This window comes from Aestuariibaculum sp. M13, from assembly GCF_024723255.1.
Classification (GTDB): Bacteria; Bacteroidota; Bacteroidia; order Flavobacteriales; family Flavobacteriaceae; genus Aestuariibaculum; species Aestuariibaculum lutulentum.
Genome location: NZ_JANIAC010000001.1, coordinates 519,580 through 542,439, shown reverse-complemented (window position 1 = coordinate 542,439; position 22,860 = coordinate 519,580). Strand labels below are relative to the sequence as shown.

Annotated in this window: 25 protein-coding genes; 8 read left to right on the top strand and 17 right to left on the bottom strand. The window is 36.6% G+C overall.

Annotated elements, in window-relative coordinates:
* Positions 1–78: 78 nt before the first annotated feature.
* Entirely contained in the window at positions 79–1,632 is a 1,554-nt protein-coding gene (locus NO995_RS02370; protein WP_258226119.1) for an arylsulfatase, read from the bottom strand.
* A 255-nt stretch (positions 1,633–1,887) separates the two neighbouring features.
* A complete protein-coding gene (locus NO995_RS02365) occupies positions 1,888–3,426 on the bottom strand; it encodes an arylsulfatase (RefSeq protein ID WP_258226118.1) in 1,539 nt (512 codons plus the stop codon).
* A 325-nt stretch (positions 3,427–3,751) separates the two neighbouring features.
* Between NO995_RS02365 and NO995_RS02360 the strand changes: the two genes are divergently transcribed.
* Both NO995_RS02360 and NO995_RS02355 read left to right on the top strand, forming a co-directional pair.
* Positions 3,752–5,026, top strand: coding sequence for a DEAD/DEAH box helicase (locus tag NO995_RS02360; RefSeq protein ID WP_258226117.1), 1,275 nt, complete (start codon positions 3,752–3,754; stop codon positions 5,024–5,026).
* Between the two features lie 6 nt (positions 5,027–5,032).
* On the top strand, positions 5,033–5,260 hold the full coding sequence (locus NO995_RS02355) for a VF530 family DNA-binding protein (RefSeq protein WP_240571753.1): 228 nt from the start codon (positions 5,033–5,035) through the stop codon (positions 5,258–5,260).
* Between the two features lie 55 nt (positions 5,261–5,315).
* Here NO995_RS02355 and NO995_RS02350 read toward each other — a convergent pair whose 3' ends face one another.
* From NO995_RS02350 to NO995_RS02295, 12 genes are all read right to left on the bottom strand, one after another.
* Positions 5,316–5,726 carry a DUF805 domain-containing protein gene (locus NO995_RS02350; RefSeq protein WP_258226116.1) on the bottom strand — a complete coding sequence of 137 codons (411 nt, stop codon included), beginning with the start codon at positions 5,724–5,726 and terminating at the stop codon, positions 5,316–5,318.
* Positions 5,727–5,828: 102 nt separating this feature from the next.
* Entirely contained in the window at positions 5,829–6,236 is a 408-nt protein-coding gene (locus tag NO995_RS02345) for a DUF805 domain-containing protein (RefSeq protein ID WP_240571751.1), read from the bottom strand.
* A gap of 107 nt (positions 6,237–6,343) precedes the next feature.
* The gene (locus tag NO995_RS02340; protein WP_240571750.1) at positions 6,344–7,867 is read right to left on the bottom strand and encodes a carbon-nitrogen hydrolase family protein; all 1,524 of its coding nucleotides are present in this window, start codon (positions 7,865–7,867) and stop codon (positions 6,344–6,346) included.
* A gap of 177 nt (positions 7,868–8,044) precedes the next feature.
* Positions 8,045–8,776, bottom strand: a complete 732-nt coding sequence (locus NO995_RS02335) for an SIMPL domain-containing protein (protein ID WP_258226115.1) — start codon at positions 8,774–8,776, stop codon at positions 8,045–8,047.
* 157 nt (positions 8,777–8,933) lie between these two features.
* Positions 8,934–9,698 carry a tryptophan synthase subunit alpha gene (gene trpA, locus NO995_RS02330; protein ID WP_258226114.1) on the bottom strand — a complete coding sequence of 255 codons (765 nt, stop codon included), beginning with the start codon at positions 9,696–9,698 and terminating at the stop codon, positions 8,934–8,936.
* A gap of 41 nt (positions 9,699–9,739) precedes the next feature.
* The gene (locus NO995_RS02325) at positions 9,740–10,024 is read right to left on the bottom strand and encodes a GIY-YIG nuclease family protein (protein ID WP_258226113.1); all 285 of its coding nucleotides are present in this window, start codon (positions 10,022–10,024) and stop codon (positions 9,740–9,742) included.
* A 40-nt stretch (positions 10,025–10,064) separates the two neighbouring features.
* Positions 10,065–11,246, bottom strand: coding sequence for a tryptophan synthase subunit beta (trpB, locus tag NO995_RS02320; RefSeq protein ID WP_258226112.1), 1,182 nt, complete (start codon positions 11,244–11,246; stop codon positions 10,065–10,067).
* A gap of 83 nt (positions 11,247–11,329) precedes the next feature.
* Positions 11,330–12,004, bottom strand: a complete 675-nt coding sequence (locus tag NO995_RS02315) for a phosphoribosylanthranilate isomerase (RefSeq protein ID WP_258226111.1) — start codon at positions 12,002–12,004, stop codon at positions 11,330–11,332.
* Positions 12,005–12,034: 30 nt separating this feature from the next.
* A complete protein-coding gene (trpC, locus tag NO995_RS02310; protein ID WP_258226110.1) occupies positions 12,035–12,820 on the bottom strand; it encodes an indole-3-glycerol phosphate synthase TrpC in 786 nt (261 codons plus the stop codon).
* Positions 12,820–13,812 (bottom strand): anthranilate phosphoribosyltransferase, encoded by a 993-nt coding sequence (trpD, locus tag NO995_RS02305; protein ID WP_258226109.1) that lies wholly within the window; start codon positions 13,810–13,812, stop codon positions 12,820–12,822. Before trpD ends, trpC begins: the two co-directional genes overlap by 1 nt.
* Before the next feature lie 23 nt (positions 13,813–13,835).
* Positions 13,836–14,402, bottom strand: coding sequence for an aminodeoxychorismate/anthranilate synthase component II (locus NO995_RS02300; protein WP_258226108.1), 567 nt, complete (start codon positions 14,400–14,402; stop codon positions 13,836–13,838).
* 42 nt (positions 14,403–14,444) lie between these two features.
* Positions 14,445–15,848 (bottom strand): anthranilate synthase component I family protein, encoded by a 1,404-nt coding sequence (locus tag NO995_RS02295; protein ID WP_258226107.1) that lies wholly within the window; start codon positions 15,846–15,848, stop codon positions 14,445–14,447.
* A 358-nt stretch (positions 15,849–16,206) separates the two neighbouring features.
* Between NO995_RS02295 and NO995_RS02290 the strand changes: the two genes are divergently transcribed.
* The 5 genes from NO995_RS02290 to NO995_RS02270 all read left to right on the top strand — a co-directional run bounded on the left by NO995_RS02290 (position 16,207) and on the right by NO995_RS02270 (position 18,675).
* Entirely contained in the window at positions 16,207–16,755 is a 549-nt protein-coding gene (locus NO995_RS02290) for a TlpA disulfide reductase family protein (protein ID WP_308813188.1), read from the top strand.
* Positions 16,756–16,761: 6 nt separating this feature from the next.
* Positions 16,762–17,382 carry a thioredoxin family protein gene (locus NO995_RS02285; RefSeq protein ID WP_258226106.1) on the top strand — a complete coding sequence of 207 codons (621 nt, stop codon included), beginning with the start codon at positions 16,762–16,764 and terminating at the stop codon, positions 17,380–17,382.
* Positions 17,383–17,495: 113 nt separating this feature from the next.
* Complete coding sequence (locus NO995_RS02280; RefSeq protein ID WP_258226105.1) at positions 17,496–17,813, top strand: rhodanese-like domain-containing protein; 318 nt, start codon at positions 17,496–17,498, stop codon at positions 17,811–17,813.
* Between the two features lie 16 nt (positions 17,814–17,829).
* On the top strand, positions 17,830–18,225 hold the full coding sequence (locus NO995_RS02275) for a rhodanese-like domain-containing protein (protein WP_258226104.1): 396 nt from the start codon (positions 17,830–17,832) through the stop codon (positions 18,223–18,225).
* 183 nt (positions 18,226–18,408) lie between these two features.
* On the top strand, positions 18,409–18,675 hold the full coding sequence (locus NO995_RS02270; protein WP_240571738.1) for a hypothetical protein: 267 nt from the start codon (positions 18,409–18,411) through the stop codon (positions 18,673–18,675).
* A gap of 18 nt (positions 18,676–18,693) precedes the next feature.
* Here the strand turns inward: NO995_RS02270 and NO995_RS02265 are convergent, their stop codons facing one another.
* Positions 18,694–19,578, bottom strand: coding sequence for a carbohydrate kinase family protein (locus NO995_RS02265; protein ID WP_258226103.1), 885 nt, complete (start codon positions 19,576–19,578; stop codon positions 18,694–18,696).
* A 240-nt stretch (positions 19,579–19,818) separates the two neighbouring features.
* Between NO995_RS02265 and NO995_RS02260 the strand changes: the two genes are divergently transcribed.
* Positions 19,819–21,267, top strand: a complete 1,449-nt coding sequence (locus tag NO995_RS02260) for a sulfatase-like hydrolase/transferase (RefSeq protein WP_258226102.1) — start codon at positions 19,819–19,821, stop codon at positions 21,265–21,267.
* Between the two features lie 12 nt (positions 21,268–21,279).
* On the opposite strand, the gene NO995_RS02255 is transcribed toward NO995_RS02260, so the two are convergent.
* Positions 21,280–21,639, bottom strand: coding sequence for a hypothetical protein (locus NO995_RS02255; protein ID WP_258226101.1), 360 nt, complete (start codon positions 21,637–21,639; stop codon positions 21,280–21,282).
* A 30-nt stretch (positions 21,640–21,669) separates the two neighbouring features.
* On the bottom strand, positions 21,670–22,713 hold the full coding sequence (locus tag NO995_RS02250; RefSeq protein ID WP_258226100.1) for a LacI family DNA-binding transcriptional regulator: 1,044 nt from the start codon (positions 22,711–22,713) through the stop codon (positions 21,670–21,672).
* Positions 22,714–22,860 lie beyond the last annotated feature (147 nt).

Here is a 22,860-nt window from a genome sequence, read left to right as displayed (position 1 = left end):
GGTACTTGTTAGTTTAAAATATGCGAATAAAAAAAGCCCGAGCATTGCCCGGGCTTTTTTATGATTTATATAAAAGGGTTATTGCTTACCTGCCTGTAAACCTTTCATTAACTCAGAAAAGTCTAGTGTAGCTGCTTTTTGTACAGGCGGATATTCCTGAAGTGATTTAATATGTTCTCCAAGAATTTCCTGAACAGGTTCATTTAAGAATTGTTTCTTTTGTACGATATCGGAACGATCTGTCAGGTTATCAAAACTTTCGTAAGGGTCGAAATGGATGTTGTACATAATAGGAAACTTTTGTTTTTCATAAGGCGCGTAATAGTTTTCGCTGGTTTCAAAATGTAATTTCCATTGGTTAATTCTAATCGCTCTTATTGTAGATTCGTGATAATAAATGAAATTATTACGTTCACTTTTGTCGCTTTTGCCTAACCAATAATCTAGGTTGTTAACCCCGTCGATATATTGTTTTTTCTCTTTCATCATTTTATCAGCAACATCTGGCACACCTGCTGCGGCTGCTACGGTTGAGAAGATGTCCATGTGCGATTGAATACCTTTTAGTACTTGTCCTTTAGGGATATGATCCTTCCACATCACCATCATAGGTACACGAACACCACCTTCGTAGGTGGTCATTTTTTCACCTCTAAACGGTGTGGTACCACCATGTAAGCGTGCGCTATGTTCCGGACCGTTATCGGTAGAATAGATAACTATAGTGTTCTCTAAAGCACCCATTTTTTCAAGTTTATCTAACATGTCGCCTATCATCATATCATGCTCCATCATACCGCTGCCATAAAAGTCGTGCTCGGTAGTATGCTCAAGTGCTAAATAGCGACTCTCAGGTTTTAAATGTGTATACATGTGCATTCTACTTGGGTTAAACCAAACAAAATACGGTTTGTCATCTTTTTGAGCACGTTTAATGAAATCTAAAGAAGCTTCTAGAAACTCTTCGTCTACAGTTTCCATGCGTTCTCTTGAAAGTTGCCCTGTATCTTCAATACGTTGTTTACCAACTTTACCAAAACGCGGATCTTCAGTCGTATCATCTTTATCTGTAGCCCAGGTATGTAAAACACCGCGGGTACCATATTTTTTAAAGAATTCAGGATCCTGAGGGTAGTCTTTTTGTTGGTATTCTTCCTGAGTGTTTAAGTGATATAAATTTCCGAAGAACTCATCAAAACCATGAACGGTTGGTAAATGCGAATTAAGATCACCTAAATGGTTTTTACCAAATTGCCCTGTGGCGTAACCTTGCTCTTTAAGAACTTCGGCAAGGGTTGGAGATTCCTTTTTTAATCCTAACGGACCACCAGGTCTACCAACGGTGGTCATACCACTTCTAATAGGGTATTGTCCGGTAATTAATGCGGCACGCCCGGCTGTACAGCTTGGTTGCGCGTAGTGTTCTGTAAACATGGCACCTTCTTTAGCAATGCGGTCTATATTAGGTGTTGTATAACCCATAACGCCATTGCCATAGGCGCTTACGTTACTCCAACCCACATCATCCGGAAAGATGATTAAAATGTTGGGCTTGTCTTGTGCCAGTGTAGCCAGTGGTAATACAAATACCGCAAATAGTATTCGTTTAATTAAGTGTTTAGTTTTAATCATAATATTGAAATTAGAGTTTAAAAATCAATTGTTAATCGTAATTTGTAGACTAATTCTTAAAAATACAAATAAAAATAAATCCAGACAACAGCATATTGATTGTTAAATTGTTAAAGTTTAACAGGGATATTAAGGATAACAGAAATCTTTGAAAGACTTAAAAGGATGGAATAAAAAACGCCTGAGAAAAATACCCAGGCGTTCTTTGTTCATTTTGTTTTTACGTATTATAATTAATAATGTTTTTACAATGTTCTAGTTTTTACTAGTCGGTGTTAATTTTCTTAACTCTTCATCAATATCGAACTCCATACTTTTCATTCGCGGCGGATATTCTTTTAGAGATTCCATAAATACACTTATTTTTCCAAATGCAGGGGCATATGTCCAAGCTCTGTCTTCCAACCACTCGTTATAGCCTCTGGATTCAATAAAGCGCTCAAACGGATCTAATTTAAGGTTAACAACAATAGGAGTTACCATATCTTGTTGCACACCATTAAACCATTTGTCTTGTTTTTTGAATAAAAACTTATAATCCCCATAACGAACACCATGTAAAGTGGTTTCTGTAAAATAGAAGAATTCTTTACGTTTGGAAGGTCCTTTTTTGGTGATAAGATCGGTTTGATCGTAGCCATCCAAATGGATTTTTTCGTAGCTTCTTTTTCCTGCTTTATAGCTGTCAAGCATTTTTTCTTTAAGGTCAGGCTCTCCTAACTGAGACATAATAGTGGGTAACCAGTCTTCCATAGTCATAAATTCTCCGGTAGTTGTTCCTTCAGGAATTACGCCAGGCCATTTTACCATCATAGGAACTTTAAAGCCACCTTCATAGCCACCTACGCCTTTTTCACCACGAAACGGATGGTTACCACCATCAGGCCATACAAAAGAGTAAGCACCGTTATCAGTAGAGAACATAACAATGGTATTGTCGTCAACATCTAATTCTTCAAGTAAACTTAAAAGCTCGCCAACAATATCGTCCATTTCCTTAACACCATCGGCATACAAACCATAGCCAGTAACGCCATCGTATTTTTCAGAAAGGTGCGTATGCATGTGCATACGGGTTAAGTTATGCCAAACAAAAAACGGCTTATCGTCTTTTACGGCATCGGTTATAAAACGTTTAGATTCTTTTAAAATCTCCCAGTCCAATGTTTTTTGACGTTCAGCACCAAAGCCACCTTTATCTTCTATTTTCTGACTACCATCTGCTTGTGCCCAGGAATGAATAACTCCACGTTGCGCAAATTGTTTTGCTACTTCAGGGTCTTTAGGAAAATCGTAAAGCTCTGTATATTCACCAGCATTTAAGTGGTATAAAATTCCGAAGAACTCATCAAACCCATGATTGGTAGGTAAATGCTCGTCGCGATCGCCTAAATGGTTTTTACCAAATTGTCCGGTAGCATAGCCCATTGGTTTTAATAGTGTTGCTAATGTTGGGTCTTTTTCACTCATACCTTGAGGAGCGCCAGGTAAACCTACGGTTGCTAACCCTACACGTATAGGGTATTGTCCAGTAATAAATGCGGCACGACCAGCCGTACAGGACGGTTGTGCATAATGGTCCATAAATAACATACCTTCATCGGCAATTTTATCGATGTTAGGTGTAGAGCCTCCCATCATGCCACGGTGGTAGGCACTTAAGTTCCACATACCAACATCGTCACCCCATATAATAAGAATGTTTGGTTTTTTCTTGCTTTGAGCAGAGGCGAATAAAGGAAGCACCAATGCCATGAGAAGTATTCGTTTTAATAAAAGTTTGGTTTTAATCATAAGTATAGAAATTAAAGTTTAAAAATCAAGTGTTAATCGTAATTTGTAGAGTAATTCTTAAAAATACGTATAAAAATGAATCCAGACAATAGCATATTGATTGTTAAATTGTTAAAGTTTATTGGAGCTTGTTAGGTGAGATGTTCAAGCATACATAAGAAAACCCCCGTTTTTATAAATTGTTACAGGCTTCATATTGGTGTTTTTTAAATAAATCCTGTGAAGCCATAAATTAGCTGTACCTTTGTGCCTTAACAAAAGGAGGTGGTCTACAAGAATGCATGTTCATCTCAACAACCCGAAAAGGGTTTACTAAATTATTTTTATGTCATTTACCACCTTAGGCTTATCTGATGCCTTGCTAAAAGCGATTAGCGAAAAAGGATACACAACCCCAAGCCCGATTCAACAAAAAGCCATTCCACCAATATTAGAAGGGCATGATGTGTTGGCTTCGGCACAAACCGGAACCGGTAAAACCGCCGGATTTACGTTACCGTTATTACATACCTTATCGGAAAACCCAAAACAAAAGTTTCGTCCTATTCGTGCCTTAATACTCACACCAACTCGTGAGTTGGCTGCGCAGGTTTACGAGAACGTTAAAGAATACAGTACTTATTTGAATTTGCGCAGTGCCGTTATTTTTGGTGGCGTGAATCAAAAACCACAGGCCGCAACCATCCGTCAGGGTATTGATGTATTGGTGGCTACACCAGGACGTTTGTTAGATTTGCAGCGTCAGGGCTTAGCGTCTTTAAAACGCGTGGAAATTTTTGTGCTTGATGAAGCCGACCGTATGTTGGATATGGGGTTTTTACGCGATATAGAACGCGTCATTAGTATCATGCCTGAAAAGCGCCAGAACTTAATGTTTTCGGCAACCTTTTCACCAGAAATAAAAAAGCTGGCACATGGAATTTTAAGACATCCTGTGCAGGTAGAAGCTACACCCGAGAACACAACAGTCGATGCCATTAACCAAAAGGTATATCGTGTAGCAAAAGGCTTAAAAACCGGATTGCTTACCAAACTGATTGCCGACGGGAACTGGAAACAGGTACTGGTATTTACGCGCACCAAACATGGCGCCAATAAGCTAAGTGAAAAACTAGGGAAAGCAGGTATTACTTCTGCTGCTATTCACGGAAATAAAAGTCAGGGGGCAAGAACTAAAGCCCTGGCTGGATTTAAAAACGGAAGCGTACGCGTACTGGTAGCAACCGATATCGCGGCTCGCGGACTGGATATTCCTTTATTACCTCATGTTATTAATTTTGAGTTGCCTAATGTGTCTGAAGATTATGTGCATCGTATTGGTCGTACCGGTAGAGCGGGAGCCAGCGGTGAAGCTTTATCTTTAGTAAGTGCCGATGAAACCACCTATTTACGTGATATTGAAAAACTGGTAGGGATAAAGTTGCCTGTTGAAATTATGGAAGGTTTTGAACCAGATCCGAATGCCTCAACCAAACCCGAGAAACGTCAGCAAGGGCAACGTGGCAACCGTCAGCCTAAAACAGAAGCAAAGGCCAATGCCGGTAATACCGATAAAAGTCAGGCGCGTGGCAGACGTACGCGGAACAGAAGAAGAAATTAAGAAACCATGGAAGCACAACCCAATAATCCGATGCATGGCGTTAAGTTGGAGCAAATTATTAATGATTTAGTAGCGCATTATGGATGGGAGTATATGGGGCATACTATAAACATTAATTGTTTTAAAAGTAACCCAACGGTTAAATCCAGTTTGAAATTTTTAAGACGTACGCCCTGGGCAAGAGCTAAGGTTGAAGCGATGTATTTGAATATGCTGAAACAAAAAAAGCGATAAAAAATAAAACCCCATACTATTTAGCATGGGGTTTTTATTTACTTTGAGTTAAAGTTTAGTCTACCTGAACCTGACCAATCTGGTCAATTTCTTCTGCAGTTATATTTTTAGGGTCTGGACCGTAGGTGTTAGAACCTTTTTCGCCTTCAGTAATTAATAAAAATAATAACCAGAAAGTTCCAATAAAAGGAATAAAAGCTACTAGATAATACCATCCGCTTTTACCAATGTCGTGTAAACGTCTAACACTTACAGCAAGGCTAGGTATAATCATCGCTAAAATGTAAATGAAATAAAGCGACAGAAATCCGAAAGCATCAGAAGTTAGAGTAATAGCAACCGATATAGCGATGAGACCAAACAGAATAAGAGAATTAATCAGTGTAAACATCCAATACTCTTTACGGCGCGCACGACCATCAAAATTTGCGTAATTATCTTTTACGACTTTTAAATACCAATTCATAAAATTTGGGGTTAGTTAATAATACGTTTTGAAAGTAAATATATTCAAATTACCATTTAATATACAACTTATCTGTCGTCATTTGTATTAAAAAACTTTAATTTATGATTGTTGCTCGCGTAATTCAATAATGTCGTTAATATAGTCTTTTATGGTTTCGTGGCATTCCTTTTTAGGGTCCTCGCCATATTTGTTGGTTCCGGTTTCTCCAGCCGATACAGCTAGTATAAAGCTATAAACCGGGATGAGTAAAAACCAGCCAGGTTTACCTACATCGTGCATTCGGCGTACACCAACAGCAATAGTTGGGATAGTGACTGCGATTAAGTAAATAATAGGTAACCACATAAAATAGACGAAGTCTGTAAGTTCAACCAGTATACTTGCTATATAAGCAATACTGTACGTAAAGAGTAGATTAAAAGCGAAGAAAATCCAGTAGGCTTTACGACGGGCTCTGCCATGAAAATTGGCGTAATTGTCTAGAATGACTTTTAGATACCATTTCATAATGTTAGGAGTTGGTTAATACATAGATTTGGATTAACAAGATAATCAATTTATTTTTAACTCTATGTATTAACCTTCTTTTATTGTAGTAAAATACACTGAAAGTCTTACGGTTGCTTGCGTAATTCGAAGATGTCTTTACGGCGGTCTTTCAGGTTTTTTACGCTACCAAACTGGTTAAGTTCTCGCAGCAAATCGATATCCACATCGGCAATAAGAATCATTTCGGTGTTGGGTGTCGCCTCAGCTTTAATGCCATTGGTAGGGAAGGCAAAATCGCAAGGTGTAAACACCATGGACTGTGCGTATTGAATATCCATATTTTCAACGTTAGGAAGGTTCCCCACGCTACCGGCAATGGCAACATAGCACTCGTTTTCTATAGCGCGTGCCTGAGCACAATGGCGAACGCGCGAGTATCCGTTCTGCGTGTCGGTTAAGAAAGGAACAAACAGGATATCCATACCTTCGTCGGCCAGTAATCGGCTCAACTCCGGAAACTCTGAGTCGTAGCAGATTAATATACCTATTTTACCACAGTCGGTGTCGAAGGTTTGCAGCTTGCTGCCACCTACCATACCCCAAACCTTAGCTTCATCAGGGGTAACGTGTAGTTTTTCGTAACGCTCACTTGTACCATCACGTCGACATAAATAGCCCACATTATATAGTTTGTCATTGACCATCTCCGGCATACTTCCGGTGATGATGTTAATGTTATAAGAAATGGCAAGTTTTGAAAAGCGACTCACAATTTCGGCCGTATGCTTTGCCAGTTCCCGAATAGCATCGGGTGTAGACATGTGGTTGTTTTCAGCCATTAGCGGAGCATTAAAAAACTCAGGAAACAAGGCGAAATCGCTGCGATACCCGGAAACGGCATCGACAAAAAATTCCGCCTGATGCATCAGCTCATCCAGATCTTTATACAAACGCATTTGCCATTGTATTAAGCCTAATCGCACAATCTTTTTAATGATGGCGGCCTGCTTGGTTTGCTTTTCATAATAGATGTTATCCCACTCCAGAAGCACTGCATAGTCTTTGGAGTCGGCATCGCCTTCCAGATAATTTTTAATGATTCGCGTTGGGTGAAAGTCGTTTGAGATTTGAAAGTTCAGTACCGGATCGTTAATCTCTTTACTTCTTACTTTTCCAATATATTCTTTCGGACTTAAGGTGTCGGCATATTTTTTATAATTCGGAATACGTCCGCCAAAAGCCAGTCCTCTTAAATTAAGACGTTCACAAAGTTCTTTGCGATAGTCATACAAACGACGGCCTAAACGCAGACCACGAAATTCCGGCTTGATAAATATTTCAATACCATAAATAATATCGCCATTAGGGGTATGGGTATTAAAAGTGTAGTTTCCGGTAATATCCTTATATGTGTGATTGTCGTCAAATTTATCGTAGTCAACAATAATACTTAAAGCACATCCGGCAATCTGGTTATTCACTTTTATAACCACCTGACCTTCGGGAAACATGTCGATAAGTTTCTTAATTTGAAACTCACGCCAGTACGCATCGGGCATGGAGGCGTAGGAAGCAATCATGGCTTCTTTCAATTCGTCGTAATCGTCTAAACTCAGGTAGGCTAATTCAATGTTTTCTATCTCTTCCATAAAATTTTAGGTATGCATTAAATAACTAGATATGCTATGAAATGGTCTTTATTAGTTGATTTTAAACCAATCGAAAATGATAATAAAGGCATTCCTTCTGACTATTTAAAATAAAAATAACAGATGAAATTTAATGAAATTATAGTGAAGAATCAGGACTTTAGCTAAAATTTAATATTAGTCAATAAGATAGGTGAGCTTCATGGTAATCGATGCGGTCTTTTCTTTTGATGCTGTATTGAAAGCACCACCCCAGGAGTAGTCTTCGGTAGAGTTTTGTCCTGTAATCTGGAAGATACCCATTTGGGCTGTAGATAATTCGCCAAGTCTGGCGCCTGAATTTTCCGCAATACTTTTTGCGCGAAGTCGGGCATTCTCTGTAGCCTTAGAAACCATTTCTATTTTTAGGTCTTCGAGCTTGGTATAATAGTAACGCGGAGCTACCGAATACAGCTGAATACCTTTGTTTAAAAGTTCGGTAACTTCTCTGGATAATTTTTCTACTTTCTCAACATCTTTAGAGTTTATTTGCAATGTCTGGCTTAGTGTATAACCTGTAAATTCCTGTCCCATATATTTGCCTTCTGAAGAGTAGTTCTGTTTCATGTTTTTATTGGTTTCCACAGCACTAAAGATAATGGCATCTTCAGTAATGCCTTTGGACTTAAAATAAGAAACAATAGCTTCCTTGTCTTTTTTGAGGTCGGCGTAGGCTTGTTTTAAATCGGCATTAACCTGTGAAAAACGGGCTTCCCATACAATAAGATCTGAAGTGAAATCTGTTTTACCTAATCCGGTGACCGAAATGGTTCCAGCTTTTTTATTCCGATTGATGACAGCATTCCCGAAAATAATGGATGCGATAACGATGGCGATAGCAAAAACAAGGGCACTTAGATGCTTTTTCATGAGAAGGGAATTTATGGTTTATGTGTTTGAATTTAAGTTGACTAACACAATAAACATGCCAACTAATTTAAATAAATAGGAGTATTTGTCCTATTAAATAAAAACCGATAAGATTTTATGTCTTATCGGTTCTTGTTATGTGTATTTTGGTGACATTTTATTGAAGAATGCCGCTTACGAAATCTGGAATAGTGTCTAATTTTTCTGAAGACACATGTTTTATAAATGCGCTTCCAATGATGGCGCCTTTTGCGTAAGTGGTAGCCTGATTGAAGGTTTCGTTGTTGTTAATTCCGAAGCCAACAATTTGTGGATTCTTTAAGTTCATATCGGAAATACGTTTGAAATATGCCGTTTGCTCATCTCCAAAGCCTGACTGACTTCCGGTAACGCTGGCGCTACTTACCATATAGATAAATCCGTTGGAAATAGAATCGATATAACGAATGCGCTCTTCGCTGGTTTGTGGTGTAATTAGGAATACATTAACCAATCCGTACGTGTCGAAAATAGCCTTGTATTCGTCATGATAAACATCCACTGGTAAATCCGGAATAATTAATCCATCGATACCTATGGCCTGACATTGTTTACAAAAGGCTTCTACACCATATTGTAACATGGGATTGAAATAGCCCATAATTATTAATGGAATATTCACCGTTTTACGAATATCTTTCAACTGATTGAATAAAATTTCGGTAGTCATACCATTTTTAAGCGCTTGAGTAGAACTCGCCTGAATGGTAGGGCCATCGGCTAAGGGGTCGCTAAATGGTAATCCGATTTCAATTAAATCGACACCGCTTTTTTCTAAGTCTTCAATAATACTTACGGTATCGTTTAAACTCGGATAACCGGCTGTAAAATATATAGATAGTAACTTTTTATCTTCCTGTAGTTTTTGCTGTAATCTGTTCATAAATTAATTTGTTTTATCATTCCCTCGAAGGAGGGAATCCTTTAAACATACTCTGAAAGGTCTTTCCAATCGGGATTTAATCCATTAATTAGATTTATCTTCCATTGGCGATTCCATTTCTTTATTTGTTTTTCACGTTTAATGGCATTATTAACATATTTAGTTGTTTCAAAATAAACCAGTTTGTGAACATTGTATCTTCCTGTGAATGTTTTTTGACTATTGTTTCTATGTTGTTTTAGTCTAATATTTAATTGTTTTGTACGGCCCACATAAAGAACAGTATGATTTTTATTTGTTAATATGTACACGTAATAAACATCCATAAATATTAAATAGATTTCCGCCTACGCGGAAATAAAAAAACTAAATCTCAAAATAATCGATGTAGTTCTGTAAATCTTTATCACCACGCCCTGATAGACTCACCACAACAATGTCGTCTGGTTTAAAGGGTTTTTGTTCAAAGATGGCTAAGGCATGAGAGCTTTCTATAGCAGGGATAATACCTTCTAATTTACAAAGTTCTAATCCGGCATTCATGGCATCATCATCGGTGATGGCCATAAATTCCGCACGTCCGGTTTTGCATAAATGTGCATGCATTGGGCCAACACCAGGATAGTCTAAACCAGCAGATATTGAATAAGGTTCTGTGATTTGTCCGTCTTTGGTTTGCATTAATAAGGTTTTACAACCATGGATAACACCTTCTTTACCTAATACTGAAGTTGCAGCACTTTCGCCTGAATCGACCCCATGTCCGGCAGCTTCAACAGCGATAATGTTAACGTCTTCTTCATGTAGAAAGTGATAATAAGTTCCGGCAGCATTACTACCGCCACCAATACAAGCAACCACGTAGTCTGGTTTTTCGCGACCTTCATGTTCTTTTAACTGCCATTTAATTTCTTCTGAAATTACCGCTTGAAAACGGGTAACCATATCCGGATAAGGATGTGGGCCAATGGCTGAGCCGATAATATAATGGGTGTTTACCGGGTTGTTAATCCAGTCACGGATTGCTTCGTTAGTGGCGTCTTTAAGTGTACGACTTCCTGATTTTGCAGGAACCACACTGGCACCCAGCATTTTCATTCTTGCTACGTTTGGTGCTTGTCTGGCAATGTCAATTTCACCCATATACACAATACATTCCAGTCCCATTAAGGCACAAACCGTAGCAGTGGCTACACCGTGTTGACCAGCACCGGTTTCAGCAATAATACGAGTTTTACCAAGGCGTTTTGCCATTAGGATTTGCCCGATGGTATTGTTGATTTTGTGTGCACCTGTATGATTCAGATCTTCACGTTTTAAGTATATTTTAGTGTTGTATTTTTCTGAAAGACGCTTGGCGAAATATAAAGGCGATGGGCGCCCCACATAGTCTTTTAGTAATTGGTTGAATTCCTCCTGAAACGAAGGCTCAGCCATCACTTTTAAATAATTCTGGCGTAATTCTTCTACATTCGGGTAAAGCATTTCTGGAATAAATGCACCTCCAAATTCGCCGTAGTACCCTTTTTCGTTGACGTTATAGTTCATTTTTTTATTGTCATCCTGAATTTATTTCAGGATCTTTTTATTTTAGTTATTAGTTTATAATAGATTCCGTATCAGGTGCGGAATTACAGATTTGTTTTAAATTGCTTTAGTTGTTCAATATCTTTTAATCCGGGTTCTATTTCAAATTTACTGTTTACATCAATAGCATAACAATATTTTGATGCAGGACTTTGTGTAAAAGCATTCAGTTTGTCGGCTTCATCTAGACCAATACCACCGCTTAAAAAGAAGGGTTTGGTTGATGGATAATCGTTTAATACATTCCAATCGAAAGTATAACCGTTGCCTCCCGGAAGTTTTCCTTTGGTATCAAATAAGAAGTAATCACAAACCGTTTCGTAAGGTTTTAAAACCTCGAAATTGAATTCGTCTTTTATAGAAAAGACTTTAATGATTTCTAATGATTTGTCAACCTGAAGGTGTTTCGGGTTCTTATCGAGAGATGCTGAAACAAGTTCAGCATGACAGTTTTTTAACTGCTCGCAATATTCCGTAGATTCTTCACCATGTAATTGGACAGCCTGTAAGTTATGAGTCTGAATTTGTTCAAGTACAAACTCTACAGTTTCATTTACAAAAACACCTGTCTTTTTAATGCTTTTAGAAATATCTGGAATAGTGGTGTTGAAACATCTTGCTGATTTCTCGTAGAAGATAAAACCTAGGTAATCTGGTTTCAAATCTGCCACCGCCTGAATGTTATCCTGATATTTCATACCACAAACTTTTAACTTCATCTTTTTGTCAACCTGAACTTGTTTCAGGTTCTATTTATTTAATTGTTCTATAAATGTTTTAGCACTGTCACCGGCATTATCGGTTTTCATAAAGTTTTCACCAATTAAGAAACCTTGGTAACCAAATGGCTGTAAAGATTTAATAGCTTCAATATTACTGATGCCACTTTCTGATACTTTAACGAAATCATCAGGAATTAATGCACTTAACGATTTACTGGTGTCTAAACTAACATCGAAAGTTTTTAAATTTCGGTTATTAACACCTAACATATCTAAACTAGGCATGATGCTTTTGTTTAATTCTTCTTCATTGTGTACTTCTAATAAAACGTCTAAATTCAGGCTTTTAGCAAATTCTGAAAACTGCTTGATTTCATCACGTGTTAAGATGGCTGCGATAAGCAGAATCACATCTGCACCATAAGCTTTAGCTTCCAGTAACTGGTATTCGTCGATAATGAATTCTTTGCGTAATAATGGTAAATTACAGGAAGCGCGAGCCAGTAGTAAGTCGTCTAGCGAGCCTCCAAAATACTTACCGTCAGTTAAAACAGACATGCCACAAACACCGGCATCTTCGTAACCTTTAGCAACATCATTAACATTGAGGTTATGGTTGATAACCGATTTAGAAGGCGAACGACGTTTATGTTCAGCTATAATACCAGTGTTGCTGGTTCTTAATTTTTCAGCTAAAGACACTGTTGGTCTTTCGAATAACACCGATTGTTCTAACTGTGAAATCGGAATCAAAGATTTTCTTAAAGCGACTTCGGTTCGTTTATCGGCTGTAATTTTATCTAATATATTCATTACTTACTTAATGCTACTAATTTATCTAAACTCGCTTTGGCTTTTCCAGAGAATAAAGATTCTTTGGCCAATTCAAAACCTTCCTTGTGACCAATTTGTTTGGTGGTTGCAATGGCTAATCCTGCATTGGCGCACACCACATTGTTTTGCTGTTCAGTACCTTTTCCGTTAATGACATTCACAAATATTTTAGCTGCATCTTCGATAGTATCTCCACCGTAAATAGATTCCTGGGTGATTTGAGCAATGCCTAAATCTTCCGGCGTGAACATGGTTTCTTTATTATTTGAAATGACTTTCGTTCCTCCGGTTAAAGAGATTTCGTCGTAACCATCTAAAGCATGAACCACGCTATAATTTTTATCGGTACTTTGATATAGATATCCATACAGGCGCAATAATTCCAAATTGAAAACCCCAACCATTTGATTTTTAGGAAACGACGGATTTACCATAGGCCCCAACATATTAAAAAAGGTTTTAACACCTAATTCACGACGAATTGGGGCTACGTTTTTCATGGCCGGGTGGAACAGTGGCGCGTGAAGTACACAAATTCCCGTCTGATCGATACATTTCTTTAAGAAATCTTCATCGTTTGAAAACTTAATGCCCAAGTATTCCATAACATTTGATGACCCGCATGCCGATGATACCCCATAGTTACCATGCTTTGCTACATGAACACCGGCACCGGCTGTTACAAATGAAGCAAGCGTTGAAATATTGAAGGTGTTTTTGCCGTCACCACCAGTACCACATAAATCAATCGCGTTGAATTCTTTTAAATCAATTGGTATACATAATTCTAAAAGGGCATCCCTAAAGCCTTTCAATTCGTCTAAAGTGATGCTACGCATCATATAAACTGTTAGAAATGCCGCAATCTGACTTTGGTTATAATCTCCTTTGGAAATATTAACCAAGACTTGTTTGGCTTCGTCGGTAGAGATGCTTTCGTGATTTATAAGTCTGTTTAAAATGTCTTTCATAATTTAATGTCTTAAATCTTGGTTTAGTTCTCTATCCAGTTTTTAAGTATTTGTTTACCTTGTGGAGTTAATACCGATTCTGGGTGGTATTGTACACCTTTAACATCGTAAACTCTGTGACGTAAAGACATGATTTGTCCGTTATGGTCTACTGAGGTGGCTTCTAATACTTCGGGTAAGTTGGAGTTGACAACCCAGGAATGGTAGCGACCAACTTCAATTTCCTTGTCTAAACCTTTAAAAAGGGTTTCGTCGTCTACCGTTATGTTTACTTTCGTGGCTACACCATGATAAACGTCTTCTAAGTTTTCCAGAGTGCCACCAAAGACTTCTCCAATGGCTTGCTGACCCAAGCACACGCCTAAAATGCTTTTTGTTGGTGCATAGGTTTTAATAATTTGTTTTAATAAACCCGCTTCGTCTGGGATTCCTGGACCGGGCGATAGTACAATTTTATCGAAGGCTTCAACATCTTCTAAGGTAAGTTTATCGTTTCGTAAAACGGTAACATCACAGTTTAAATCTTCTAAATAATGAACAAGGTTGTAAGTGAAGCTGTCGTAATTATCTATAACTAATATTTTTTTCATTTTTATATAGTCCTGTTTAACAGGTGGTTTTTTCTTTGTAGTTTATATGGTTTCAGCTAATTCAATGGCCTTTGTTAAAGCGCCTAATTTGTTATACACTTCCTGTAATTCGCTTTCTGCGCTTGATTTGGAAACAATTCCGGCACCAGCACGCCAATGTAGTTCATGATTTTTGCTTAAAAAAGTTCTAATCATAATGGCGTGATTAAAGTTGCCATTAAAATCCATAAACCCGATGGCGCCACCGTAGAACGATCGGCTTGTTTTTTCGTAATCTTCGATAAGTTGCATGGCACGGTGTTTAGGCGCACCACTTAAGGTTCCGGCAGGGAAGGTGTCGGCCACCACTTGCATGGTTGGGGTGTTGGTGTGTTTTTTACCGGTGACCTTGCTCACTAAGTGAATAACGTGAGAGAAGAACTGCACCTCACGATAGGTGTTTACGGTTACGCTGCTACCATGACGACTTAAATCGTTTCGGGCTAAGTCTACCAGCATGACGTGTTCAGCATTTTCCTTATCGTCGGCAACCAGTTTTTGAGCCAGTTCGGCATCTTTGGTGTCGTTTCCGGTACGCTTAAAAGTTCCGGCAATAGGGTGAATTTCGGCTACGCCTTCGCTAACAATAAGTTGCGCTTCTGGCGAGCTACCAAATATTTTAAAGTTACCATAATCGAAATAGAATAAATATGGAGATGGATTAATGCTGCGTAAAGCGCGGTATACATTAAACTCATCGCCTTTAAATTCCTGAGTAAAACTTTTTGAAAGGACTAACTGAAAAACATCACCTCGGGCGCAGTGTTTTTTGGCTAACTCAACGTGTGTTTTGTATTCGTCGTCGCTTAAATTGGATGTAATATCTCCGTTTGAAGCAAAGTTGTAAGACGCAAAGCTTCGTACTTTAATAAGGTGATCGATTTCTTCAATGTTACTTTCGGTATTGTGACAATGCGCAAAAATATAAGCCTCATTTTTATGATGATTAATCGCAATGATATTCTGGTAAACCGCATAATACACATCGGGAATTGTGATGGAATTATCTTTTTTAGCAATGTCGACGTCCTCAAAATAACGTACGGCATCGTAAGCGATATATCCAAAAATACCATTGTTAATAAACTTGAATTCTTCGTCTGAACTTACTTCAAATCGTTTGGTGAACTTATGAATTTCTTCAGCGACATCGGTACTTTCAGTAATAGTTTCTGTAGAATTGCTTCCATCGGGAAACGTTTGTGAAATAGTTTCGTTTTCTACTTTTATGGAAGCAATCGGGTTAAAACAGATATACGAAAAACTATTATCGTTAGCGTGATAATCACTACTCTCCAGTAATATGCTGTTTGGATATTTGTCTCTTATTTTTAGGTAAATACTAACAGGTGTAATAGTGTCTGCCAGAATTTTTTTGTAATGCGTGTATAAGTTATAAGTTGTCATTTATGCTGAAATTTGTTCAGTGTTTAATTGTTTTCAATTTTTTTGATACTAAAAAAGGCTTGTCGTGAATGACAAGCCTTTTTCTAATATTTTAATTTAAATATATAAGGGGTCTACTTCACGAACGTAAGTTTGTAAAGCTCCACCACCAAATAGTATTTAAAGTTGTAAACATGTTTTTGTTATTGTTTGCCTCAAATATAGAAATGAAAATAAAATTACACAATACTTCCGGATGATTTTTACATAAAAGATTGTTAAACTGATTTCTAACTACAAAGTATTAATTAATTTTAGGATTCTATTAACAGATTATTAAACCATTTCATTAATGGTTGGTCTAACACATAAATTTTAAATGATGAAATTTAATATTTTACTTGTTACTTTCTTGCTGATTATAAGTTGTAAATCAGATGGAAAAAAAAACAAAACGGCCTTAGCGGATAACAGGGAAACTGAATTTGTTGTTCAGAAGGAATTTGATACAGATTTAAAAGTTTATGATTTTGATGGGTTAGAACCATTGCTGAACAAGAAAGACGGGAAAGTACATGTTATAAATTTCTGGGCGACATGGTGTGTACCTTGTGTAAAGGAGTTACCTTATTTTGAGCAGTTACAAAATGCATATGCCGATAAGAATGTTGAGGTATTGTTAGTAAGTTTAGATTTTCCACATCAATACGATACCAAACTGAAACCTTTTATAAAAGAAAGAAAAATAAAATCTGAAGTCGTAGCATTGGATGATGCCGATATGAATAGCTGGATTCCGAAAGTTGATGAATCATGGTCTGGCTCTATTCCGGCAACTATTATATATAAAAATGATGAGCGTCAGTTCTTTGAACAGTCGTTTACTTTTGAAGAGTTAGAAAACCAAGTTAAACCATTTTTAAATTAATTCCGTATGAAAAAACTAATGAAATTTATGCCGCTTGTACTACTTGTACTTGCTGTTAGTGCGTTTACTGTTAAGAAAACGACTGTTGAACCCGGGTACAAGGTAGGGGATATAGCAGAAGATTTTTCCCTTAAAAATATAGATGGAAAGATGGTGTCTTTAGCCGATTATAAAGATGCCAAAGGTTTTATAGTTACGTTTACCTGTAATACCTGTCCGTTTGCAGTAGCTTACGAAGATCGTATCATTGCTTTAGATAAAAAATATGCTTCAAAGGGGTATCCGGTAATTGCTATTATGCCAAACAATACGGATATAAAACCGGGTGATAATTTAGATGCTATGAAAGCACGCGCAAAAGAAAAAGGATTTACGTTTCCGTATTTAATAGATAGTGAGCAAACTGTTTTTCCTAAGTACGGCGCAACAAAAACGCCACATATGTTTGTTTTGGAAAAAACTAAAAAGGGAAATGTGGTTAAATACATTGGTGCCATTGATGATAATTATAAAGATGCTGAAGCCGTGACTACAAAATATGTAGAAGATGCCGTTGATGCGTTATTAAAAGGAAAAGAAGTAGAGCAAAAAGAAACTAAGGCTATTGGTTGCTCAATTAAAGTTTAAGATTGAGAAATATATCGTTTTAATAAGTAAAAATCTAAGGTGTAATACTTTAGATTTTTTTTCGTCTATAAAGGTTATAAATATTAATTTTGTGATACACTAAATACATTATAATGGAAGATTTAACACAAGAAGAGTGGGCAGAACAATTGGCTAATGATGATAACGCAGTGGTTTTAGATGTAAGAACCGAAGGCGAAGTAGCCGAAGGCGTTATTCCCAATGCTATACATATCGATATTTTTAAAGGGCAAGGATTTATTTACGCGCTTGAAGAATTAGATAAGAGCAAAAATTACTATGTGTATTGCCGTTCAGGAAACCGCAGCGGACAGGCGTGTTCTATTATGGAACAACTAGGTTTTGAAAATGCTTACAACCTAGAAGGTGGTATTATGGCCTGGACAGGCGATATTGTTGATTTCAAATAATTAAAAATTAAATACTATGAGAAGGATAATTGTTTTAGTAAGTGTAATACTTATCAGTTTTTTTGGCTGTAAAGGATTATCGACTCAGAAGGATATTGCAAATGTCCCGGTATCTTCAGCTATTGAGCTGGTTGATAACACCAGTAAGTTACAGCTCATAGATGTAAGAACACCAGAAGAGTATGAGGCTGGGCATTTGGAACGAGCTGCAAATATTGATTTCTTCTCTGATAGTTTTAGGGCGGAAATTGAAAAGTTAGATAAACATAAGCCAGTACTTGTATACTGTAAATCTGGAGGAAGAAGCAGTAAAAGCGCAGCCATTTTTAAAGAGCTTGGTTTTACTAAAATTTATAACATGGAAGGTGGTATTACCAGTTGGAAAGAAGCGGGGTATAAAACCGTTAAGTAGCTGTTTTTTGTTGTTCAACGAGTGGGAGTTTAGTGCTTTATGATTTTATCTTTTTTTTAAGCACTTTAACTTGTTTATTTTTTAACAACCTGTCTTTTTGATAATTTTGAGGTAGTAAAGATGTTACTTTTAGATAGTTGCATCTATTTGTTTAACTCCCTTTTTAATTAGTAAATAAGACTTATGGAAAATGGTTATGTCATTTTAGGTATCATTGCTCTGTTATTTCTTTCTATGTATGGGTTCTCTTATTATTCTGTGTTTAAGGAAAGAGCTCAGCAGAAAAAGGAACAGCAATTAGAAGCTGAAGCCGAAGCACAACGCGTAATAAGACGCCAGAAAATGCAAGCGGAAATTGATGCCAGAGTAGAAAAATTCAATAAACGCAAAGAAGAGATTCAACACGAATTAGAGCTTCTTAAAAAAATTAAAGAACAGCAAGTAGGTTAATCTATTTGCTGTTTTTGTTTATAAAGGGTTTATAAAAGTTTCTATATCGGAATCCGATAGTTTGGGATTTGCACCTTCACTTTGAGCAACTAAAGCACCAACAGCACAGGCAAAATCAATAGCTTCCTGCGGATTGGTATTAGTTAGTAGTTTGCTGATTAAAGACCCTAAAAAGGAATCACCGGCTCCAACAGTATCCTTTACATTAATTAAATACCCGCTATTGTAATATAATTTATCACCGTAAAGTAATACTGCACCATGTGAGCCTTTAGTTACGCAAACATGCTTGGTGTTGGTTTGTTCGGCTACATACATAAGGTTTTGTTCTAAAGAATTATATTTTGAACCTAAGTATTTGCTAACCTCAAAAAGTTCATCGTCATTAAACTTTATAAAATCAGCCTTATTCATTAAGTAGACGAGAATGTCTTTGGTGTAATAGGGGCGGCGTAAATTAAGATCGAATATTTTGTATTTGGCAACATCAATTAGTTTATATAAGGTGTTTTTAGAAGTGTAATCTCTAGCGACTAAACTTCCAAAAACAAAAGCATCGGCATTTTTTACGAGATTTTCGGCATCATCATGTAAATCGATTTTATCCCAGGCACAAGGATATTTTATGTCGTAACTAGCCGAACCTTTTTCATTCAGACTAACATGCACTTCGCTGGTAGGGTATTCTTTTATGGTTTGTATACAGCTTGTGTTTATTTCGTTAGAGTTTAAATACTCTAGTAATTCTTTTCCGGGTACATCATCGCCAATAGCGCTAATCATAGCAACTTTATTGCTAAAGGATTTTAATCGGCTGGCCACGTTTAATGGTGCGCCACCAATTTTTCGATGCTCAGGAAAAACATCCCATAAAATTTCACCATAACAAACAATATTTGCCATATCTATAAAGTAATATTTAAGTCTTTAAAAAATAAAACTACTAAAATAGTATGTAATAACGAAATGATACAGGTGTATTAAATCGCGGTATATACACTATATTAGAATAATGCTCTAGATGGAGTTGTGAAAAGGTTTTTTATTACTAAAATATGATAAAGTCATACGCTTTTGCAAAGTATGCCTACCATAGTTTTTTTAGATTAGTCTATTTTTACTGAAGACAATATTTAAACAGATATGAAAAAACTATTGAAGCGAACTCTAATATTCTTGATGTCTTTAATTTTGGTGTCATGCCTGCAGGTTAAGAATAGTGAAAAACAAAATGTCAATATTAAAACTAGGCAAAAAACATCACCTAATTTAATAGTGATTTTAGCTGACGATTTAGGTTATGCTGATGTTGGTTTTAATGGGTGTAAAGATATTCCAACTCCAAATATTGATAAAATTGCAAATCAAGGGGTTAAATTTACTAATGGTTATGTAAGTTATGCGGTTTGTGGGCCTAGTCGAGCAGGATTAATAACAGGCCGTTATCAGGATCGGTTTGGTTTTTCAAGAAATCCTTTATTTACTCCTAATGATCCTGAAATGGGTTTGCCTTTAACAGAGGAAACTTTAGCTGAAGCTTTGAAAAAGGCGGATTATAAGTCTGTAGCTTTAGGGAAATGGCATTTGGGAGCTCATGAATCTTTAAAGCCATTGAAGCGAGGTTTTGATGATTTTTATGGTTTTTTAACTGGAGGGCATCATTACTTCCCTCAAAAATGGATATTAAATGATGAGTTTGATGTGAAATCTCAGTATGATGCCTATAAAACAAAACTTTTAAGAAATAATCAAAGAGTTGAGGAAAAAGAATATTTAACCGATGCCCTTTCTCGTGAAGCTGTTCACTATATCGATAAACATAAAGATCATCCGTTTTTTATGTACTTGGCATATAATGCACCGCATACGCCACTTCAGGCTACTGAAAAATATTTAAGCAGAGTTGATACCATTCAGGATAAAAAACGGAGAACTTATGCCGCAATGGTTAGTTCTGTAGACGATGGAGTGGGGTTAGTTTTAGACCAGTTGGATGCTTTAAATTTAACGGAAAATACAATTGTTGTATTCTTATCTGATAATGGAGGGCCTGAACCTCACAATGGGTCAGATAATGGTGTTCTAAGAGGGATGAAAAGCGATTTGTTTGAAGGAGGCGTACGAGTACCTTTTGCTATGCAATGGCCTGGAACAATTCCCGCAGGAATGGTATATAATAAACCAGTTATTTCTTTAGATATTTTTGGAACAATAGTTAATCAAACTAAAAAAGAGATTAAAACTAAAAACAAAATTGATGGAGTAGATTTAATTCCTTTTTTATTAGGAAGTAATAAGGGGCTGCCGCATGATTTTCTATTTTGGAGTAAGTTTGATGAGCAAATTTATGCAACGCGTCATGCTAACGGCGATAAATTTTTAGTGAAAGATCAAGATACGATGCTCTTTAATTTGGATGTGGATATTTCTGAAACTGAAAATATAGCAGGAACTAATCCTCTTGCTTTAGATAGCTTAGCAAGAACATTTAATAATTGGAACGCAAAAAATATAGACCCTGTTTTTATGGGGTTATTTCAGGATAAGGAATACAGTGAGTTACATCCAGATCGATTCGAAAGATTGGAATGATACAACAAACAATTAATTTAAAAGTTCGTTAGATTCGGTAACTCTGAAGCATTGTTCTTCGCCTAAACAAAGTGGGTTACCGTGTTTTTCAGACCAAAAACCATCTAACAGATTCTTGTTTATACATCTGTAAACAACTACGCCTTTGTATGTGTTGTAATCGTTGCCTTTATAGTTAAAGTTAATAACCAAGATGTTATCTTTAAAAAAACCAGAGCCTATTTGTTCCTGTTCGTCATTAATAAGCCATTTAGCTTTAATTCTATAATTCATGTCAAGAGACAGGGTAAGGGTGCCGGTATAAGGCGAGGCCTCCTCGTCCTGATTGCTGCCGATAATATTATAAGTGCCTACAAGGTCTTCAATAGTCATTTTACAAAAAGTTTGTCTTGCAAAAATACGTTATTGATTTAAGTAGGAGTTGTAGTTTTCAGAATTTATAATGTCTATAGGTAACAGTAATTCTTCTGTAATTGGTTTGTCAAACAGAAAATGTTCTGCTAACTGACTTAAACCAAGGTAGATTTGTTGTTTTGGATTTTGATGAATCAGAAAATCAATATTACCACTGTTTAAGTAGTTAAGGTTTTTTTCAAGTAAATCGTAACCAATTATTTTGATGGATAAATTAGGGAAGTCTTCCAGCATTTTGGCAACTTTATAAGTTTTGGAAGTTGTAACGAAAATACCAGAAATATTTTTTGAGTTATTTATGGCGTCGTATAAGGTTTTATAGTGATTAGATTCTATTGAATTACAGGTTGTAAGAGTGTAGTCGCTTGTTAAGGAATTTTCGAAATAGTCTCTAAATCCTTTCTCTTTTTGCTGCATAAACGATGCGTTATGAAAAAATTCATCAAGGTGAGCAATAATAATTTCAGAGTCTTTTGGAGTAATCATTTCCATCAGGCGTGCTGCAATACGTCCACTTTGAACTAGGTCCTGACCCACAAAATTGTTAATGTCATCAGAACCTATTCGGTTATTTATGATGCTAACCAAAATATTGGCCTCACTATATGTAGATATCGATTTTTTAGCTTCGTTATAAAATAAAGGAGCTATAATTACCGCGTCAGGATTTAGTTTTAAAACCTTAGCATTGACTTCCAGAAAAGATTCGGTATCGGTAGGATCGAACAGATGTGTGTCAATGGTAATTCCAAGGGATTTATATTCATTGTAAGCCTGGTCTATACCTTTTTTACAAGGTTTCCAATACGGATCAATATCGGGATTTGGCAATAGGGCGCAAATAACATAGTCCTTGTTGTTTTTTAGACTTCTAGCCATTAGGTTGGGTTGATAGTCTATTTCAGCAAGTATTTTATTTACTTTTTCTAGAGCTTTTTCCGATACTTTCCCTCGTTTATGAATAACGCGATCTACAGTTCCTTTTGATACGCCTGCTAATTGAGCAATATCTTTGATGGTATATTTTTTCATTACTACAAATATAATATAAAAGTTGTATTGAATTACAAAAAATGTGCTCGAACACATTTTAAAATGTTGTCGAGCACATTTTTTTGTGATTTTTCTTTTTTTTGTAAAACTTAATACATACTTTCGCAAAGTTGACAGTTGAAAATG

What these genes read in the sequence shown, in the direction of transcription:
- NO995_RS02265 (WP_258226103.1), bottom strand. Translation starts at nt 19,578, where the DNA reads ATGGCAAATATTGTTTGTTATGGTGAAATTTTATGGGATGTTTTTCCT.
- trpB (WP_258226112.1), bottom strand. Translation starts at nt 11,246, where the DNA reads ATGAACTATAACGTCAACGAAAAAGGGTACTACGGCGAATTTGGAGGT.
- trpD (WP_258226109.1), bottom strand. Translation starts at nt 13,812, where the DNA reads ATGAAAGACATTTTAAACAGACTTATAAATCACGAAAGCATCTCTACC.
- NO995_RS02295 (WP_258226107.1), bottom strand. Translation starts at nt 15,848, where the DNA reads ATGACAACTTATAACTTATACACGCATTACAAAAAAATTCTGGCAGAC.
- NO995_RS02345 (WP_240571751.1), bottom strand. Translation starts at nt 6,236, where the DNA reads ATGAAATGGTATCTAAAAGTCATTCTAGACAATTACGCCAATTTTCAT.
- trpC (WP_258226110.1), bottom strand. Translation starts at nt 12,820, where the DNA reads ATGAATATATTAGATAAAATTACAGCCGATAAACGAACCGAAGTCGCT.
- NO995_RS02355 (WP_240571753.1), top strand. Translation starts at nt 5,033, where the DNA reads ATGGAAGCACAACCCAATAATCCGATGCATGGCGTTAAGTTGGAGCAA.
- NO995_RS02350 (WP_258226116.1), bottom strand. Translation starts at nt 5,726, where the DNA reads ATGAATTGGTATTTAAAAGTCGTAAAAGATAATTACGCAAATTTTGAT.
- NO995_RS02335 (WP_258226115.1), bottom strand. Translation starts at nt 8,776, where the DNA reads ATGAAAAAGCATCTAAGTGCCCTTGTTTTTGCTATCGCCATCGTTATC.
- NO995_RS02255 (WP_258226101.1), bottom strand. Translation starts at nt 21,639, where the DNA reads ATGACTATTGAAGACCTTGTAGGCACTTATAATATTATCGGCAGCAAT.
- NO995_RS02365 (WP_258226118.1), bottom strand. Translation starts at nt 3,426, where the DNA reads ATGATTAAAACCAAACTTTTATTAAAACGAATACTTCTCATGGCATTG.
- NO995_RS02340 (WP_240571750.1), bottom strand. Translation starts at nt 7,867, where the DNA reads ATGGAAGAGATAGAAAACATTGAATTAGCCTACCTGAGTTTAGACGAT.
- NO995_RS02260 (WP_258226102.1), top strand. Translation starts at nt 19,819, where the DNA reads ATGAAAAAACTATTGAAGCGAACTCTAATATTCTTGATGTCTTTAATT.
- NO995_RS02280 (WP_258226105.1), top strand. Translation starts at nt 17,496, where the DNA reads ATGGAAGATTTAACACAAGAAGAGTGGGCAGAACAATTGGCTAATGAT.
- trpA (WP_258226114.1), bottom strand. Translation starts at nt 9,698, where the DNA reads ATGAACAGATTACAGCAAAAACTACAGGAAGATAAAAAGTTACTATCT.
- NO995_RS02325 (WP_258226113.1), bottom strand. Translation starts at nt 10,024, where the DNA reads ATGGATGTTTATTACGTGTACATATTAACAAATAAAAATCATACTGTT.
- NO995_RS02315 (WP_258226111.1), bottom strand. Translation starts at nt 12,004, where the DNA reads ATGAAGTTAAAAGTTTGTGGTATGAAATATCAGGATAACATTCAGGCG.
- NO995_RS02285 (WP_258226106.1), top strand. Translation starts at nt 16,762, where the DNA reads ATGAAAAAACTAATGAAATTTATGCCGCTTGTACTACTTGTACTTGCT.
- NO995_RS02290 (WP_308813188.1), top strand. Translation starts at nt 16,207, where the DNA reads ATGATGAAATTTAATATTTTACTTGTTACTTTCTTGCTGATTATAAGT.
- NO995_RS02250 (WP_258226100.1), bottom strand. Translation starts at nt 22,713, where the DNA reads ATGAAAAAATATACCATCAAAGATATTGCTCAATTAGCAGGCGTATCA.
- NO995_RS02270 (WP_240571738.1), top strand. Translation starts at nt 18,409, where the DNA reads ATGGAAAATGGTTATGTCATTTTAGGTATCATTGCTCTGTTATTTCTT.
- NO995_RS02300 (WP_258226108.1), bottom strand. Translation starts at nt 14,402, where the DNA reads ATGAAAAAAATATTAGTTATAGATAATTACGACAGCTTCACTTACAAC.
- NO995_RS02360 (WP_258226117.1), top strand. Translation starts at nt 3,752, where the DNA reads ATGTCATTTACCACCTTAGGCTTATCTGATGCCTTGCTAAAAGCGATT.
- NO995_RS02370 (WP_258226119.1), bottom strand. Translation starts at nt 1,632, where the DNA reads ATGATTAAAACTAAACACTTAATTAAACGAATACTATTTGCGGTATTT.
- NO995_RS02275 (WP_258226104.1), top strand. Translation starts at nt 17,830, where the DNA reads ATGAGAAGGATAATTGTTTTAGTAAGTGTAATACTTATCAGTTTTTTT.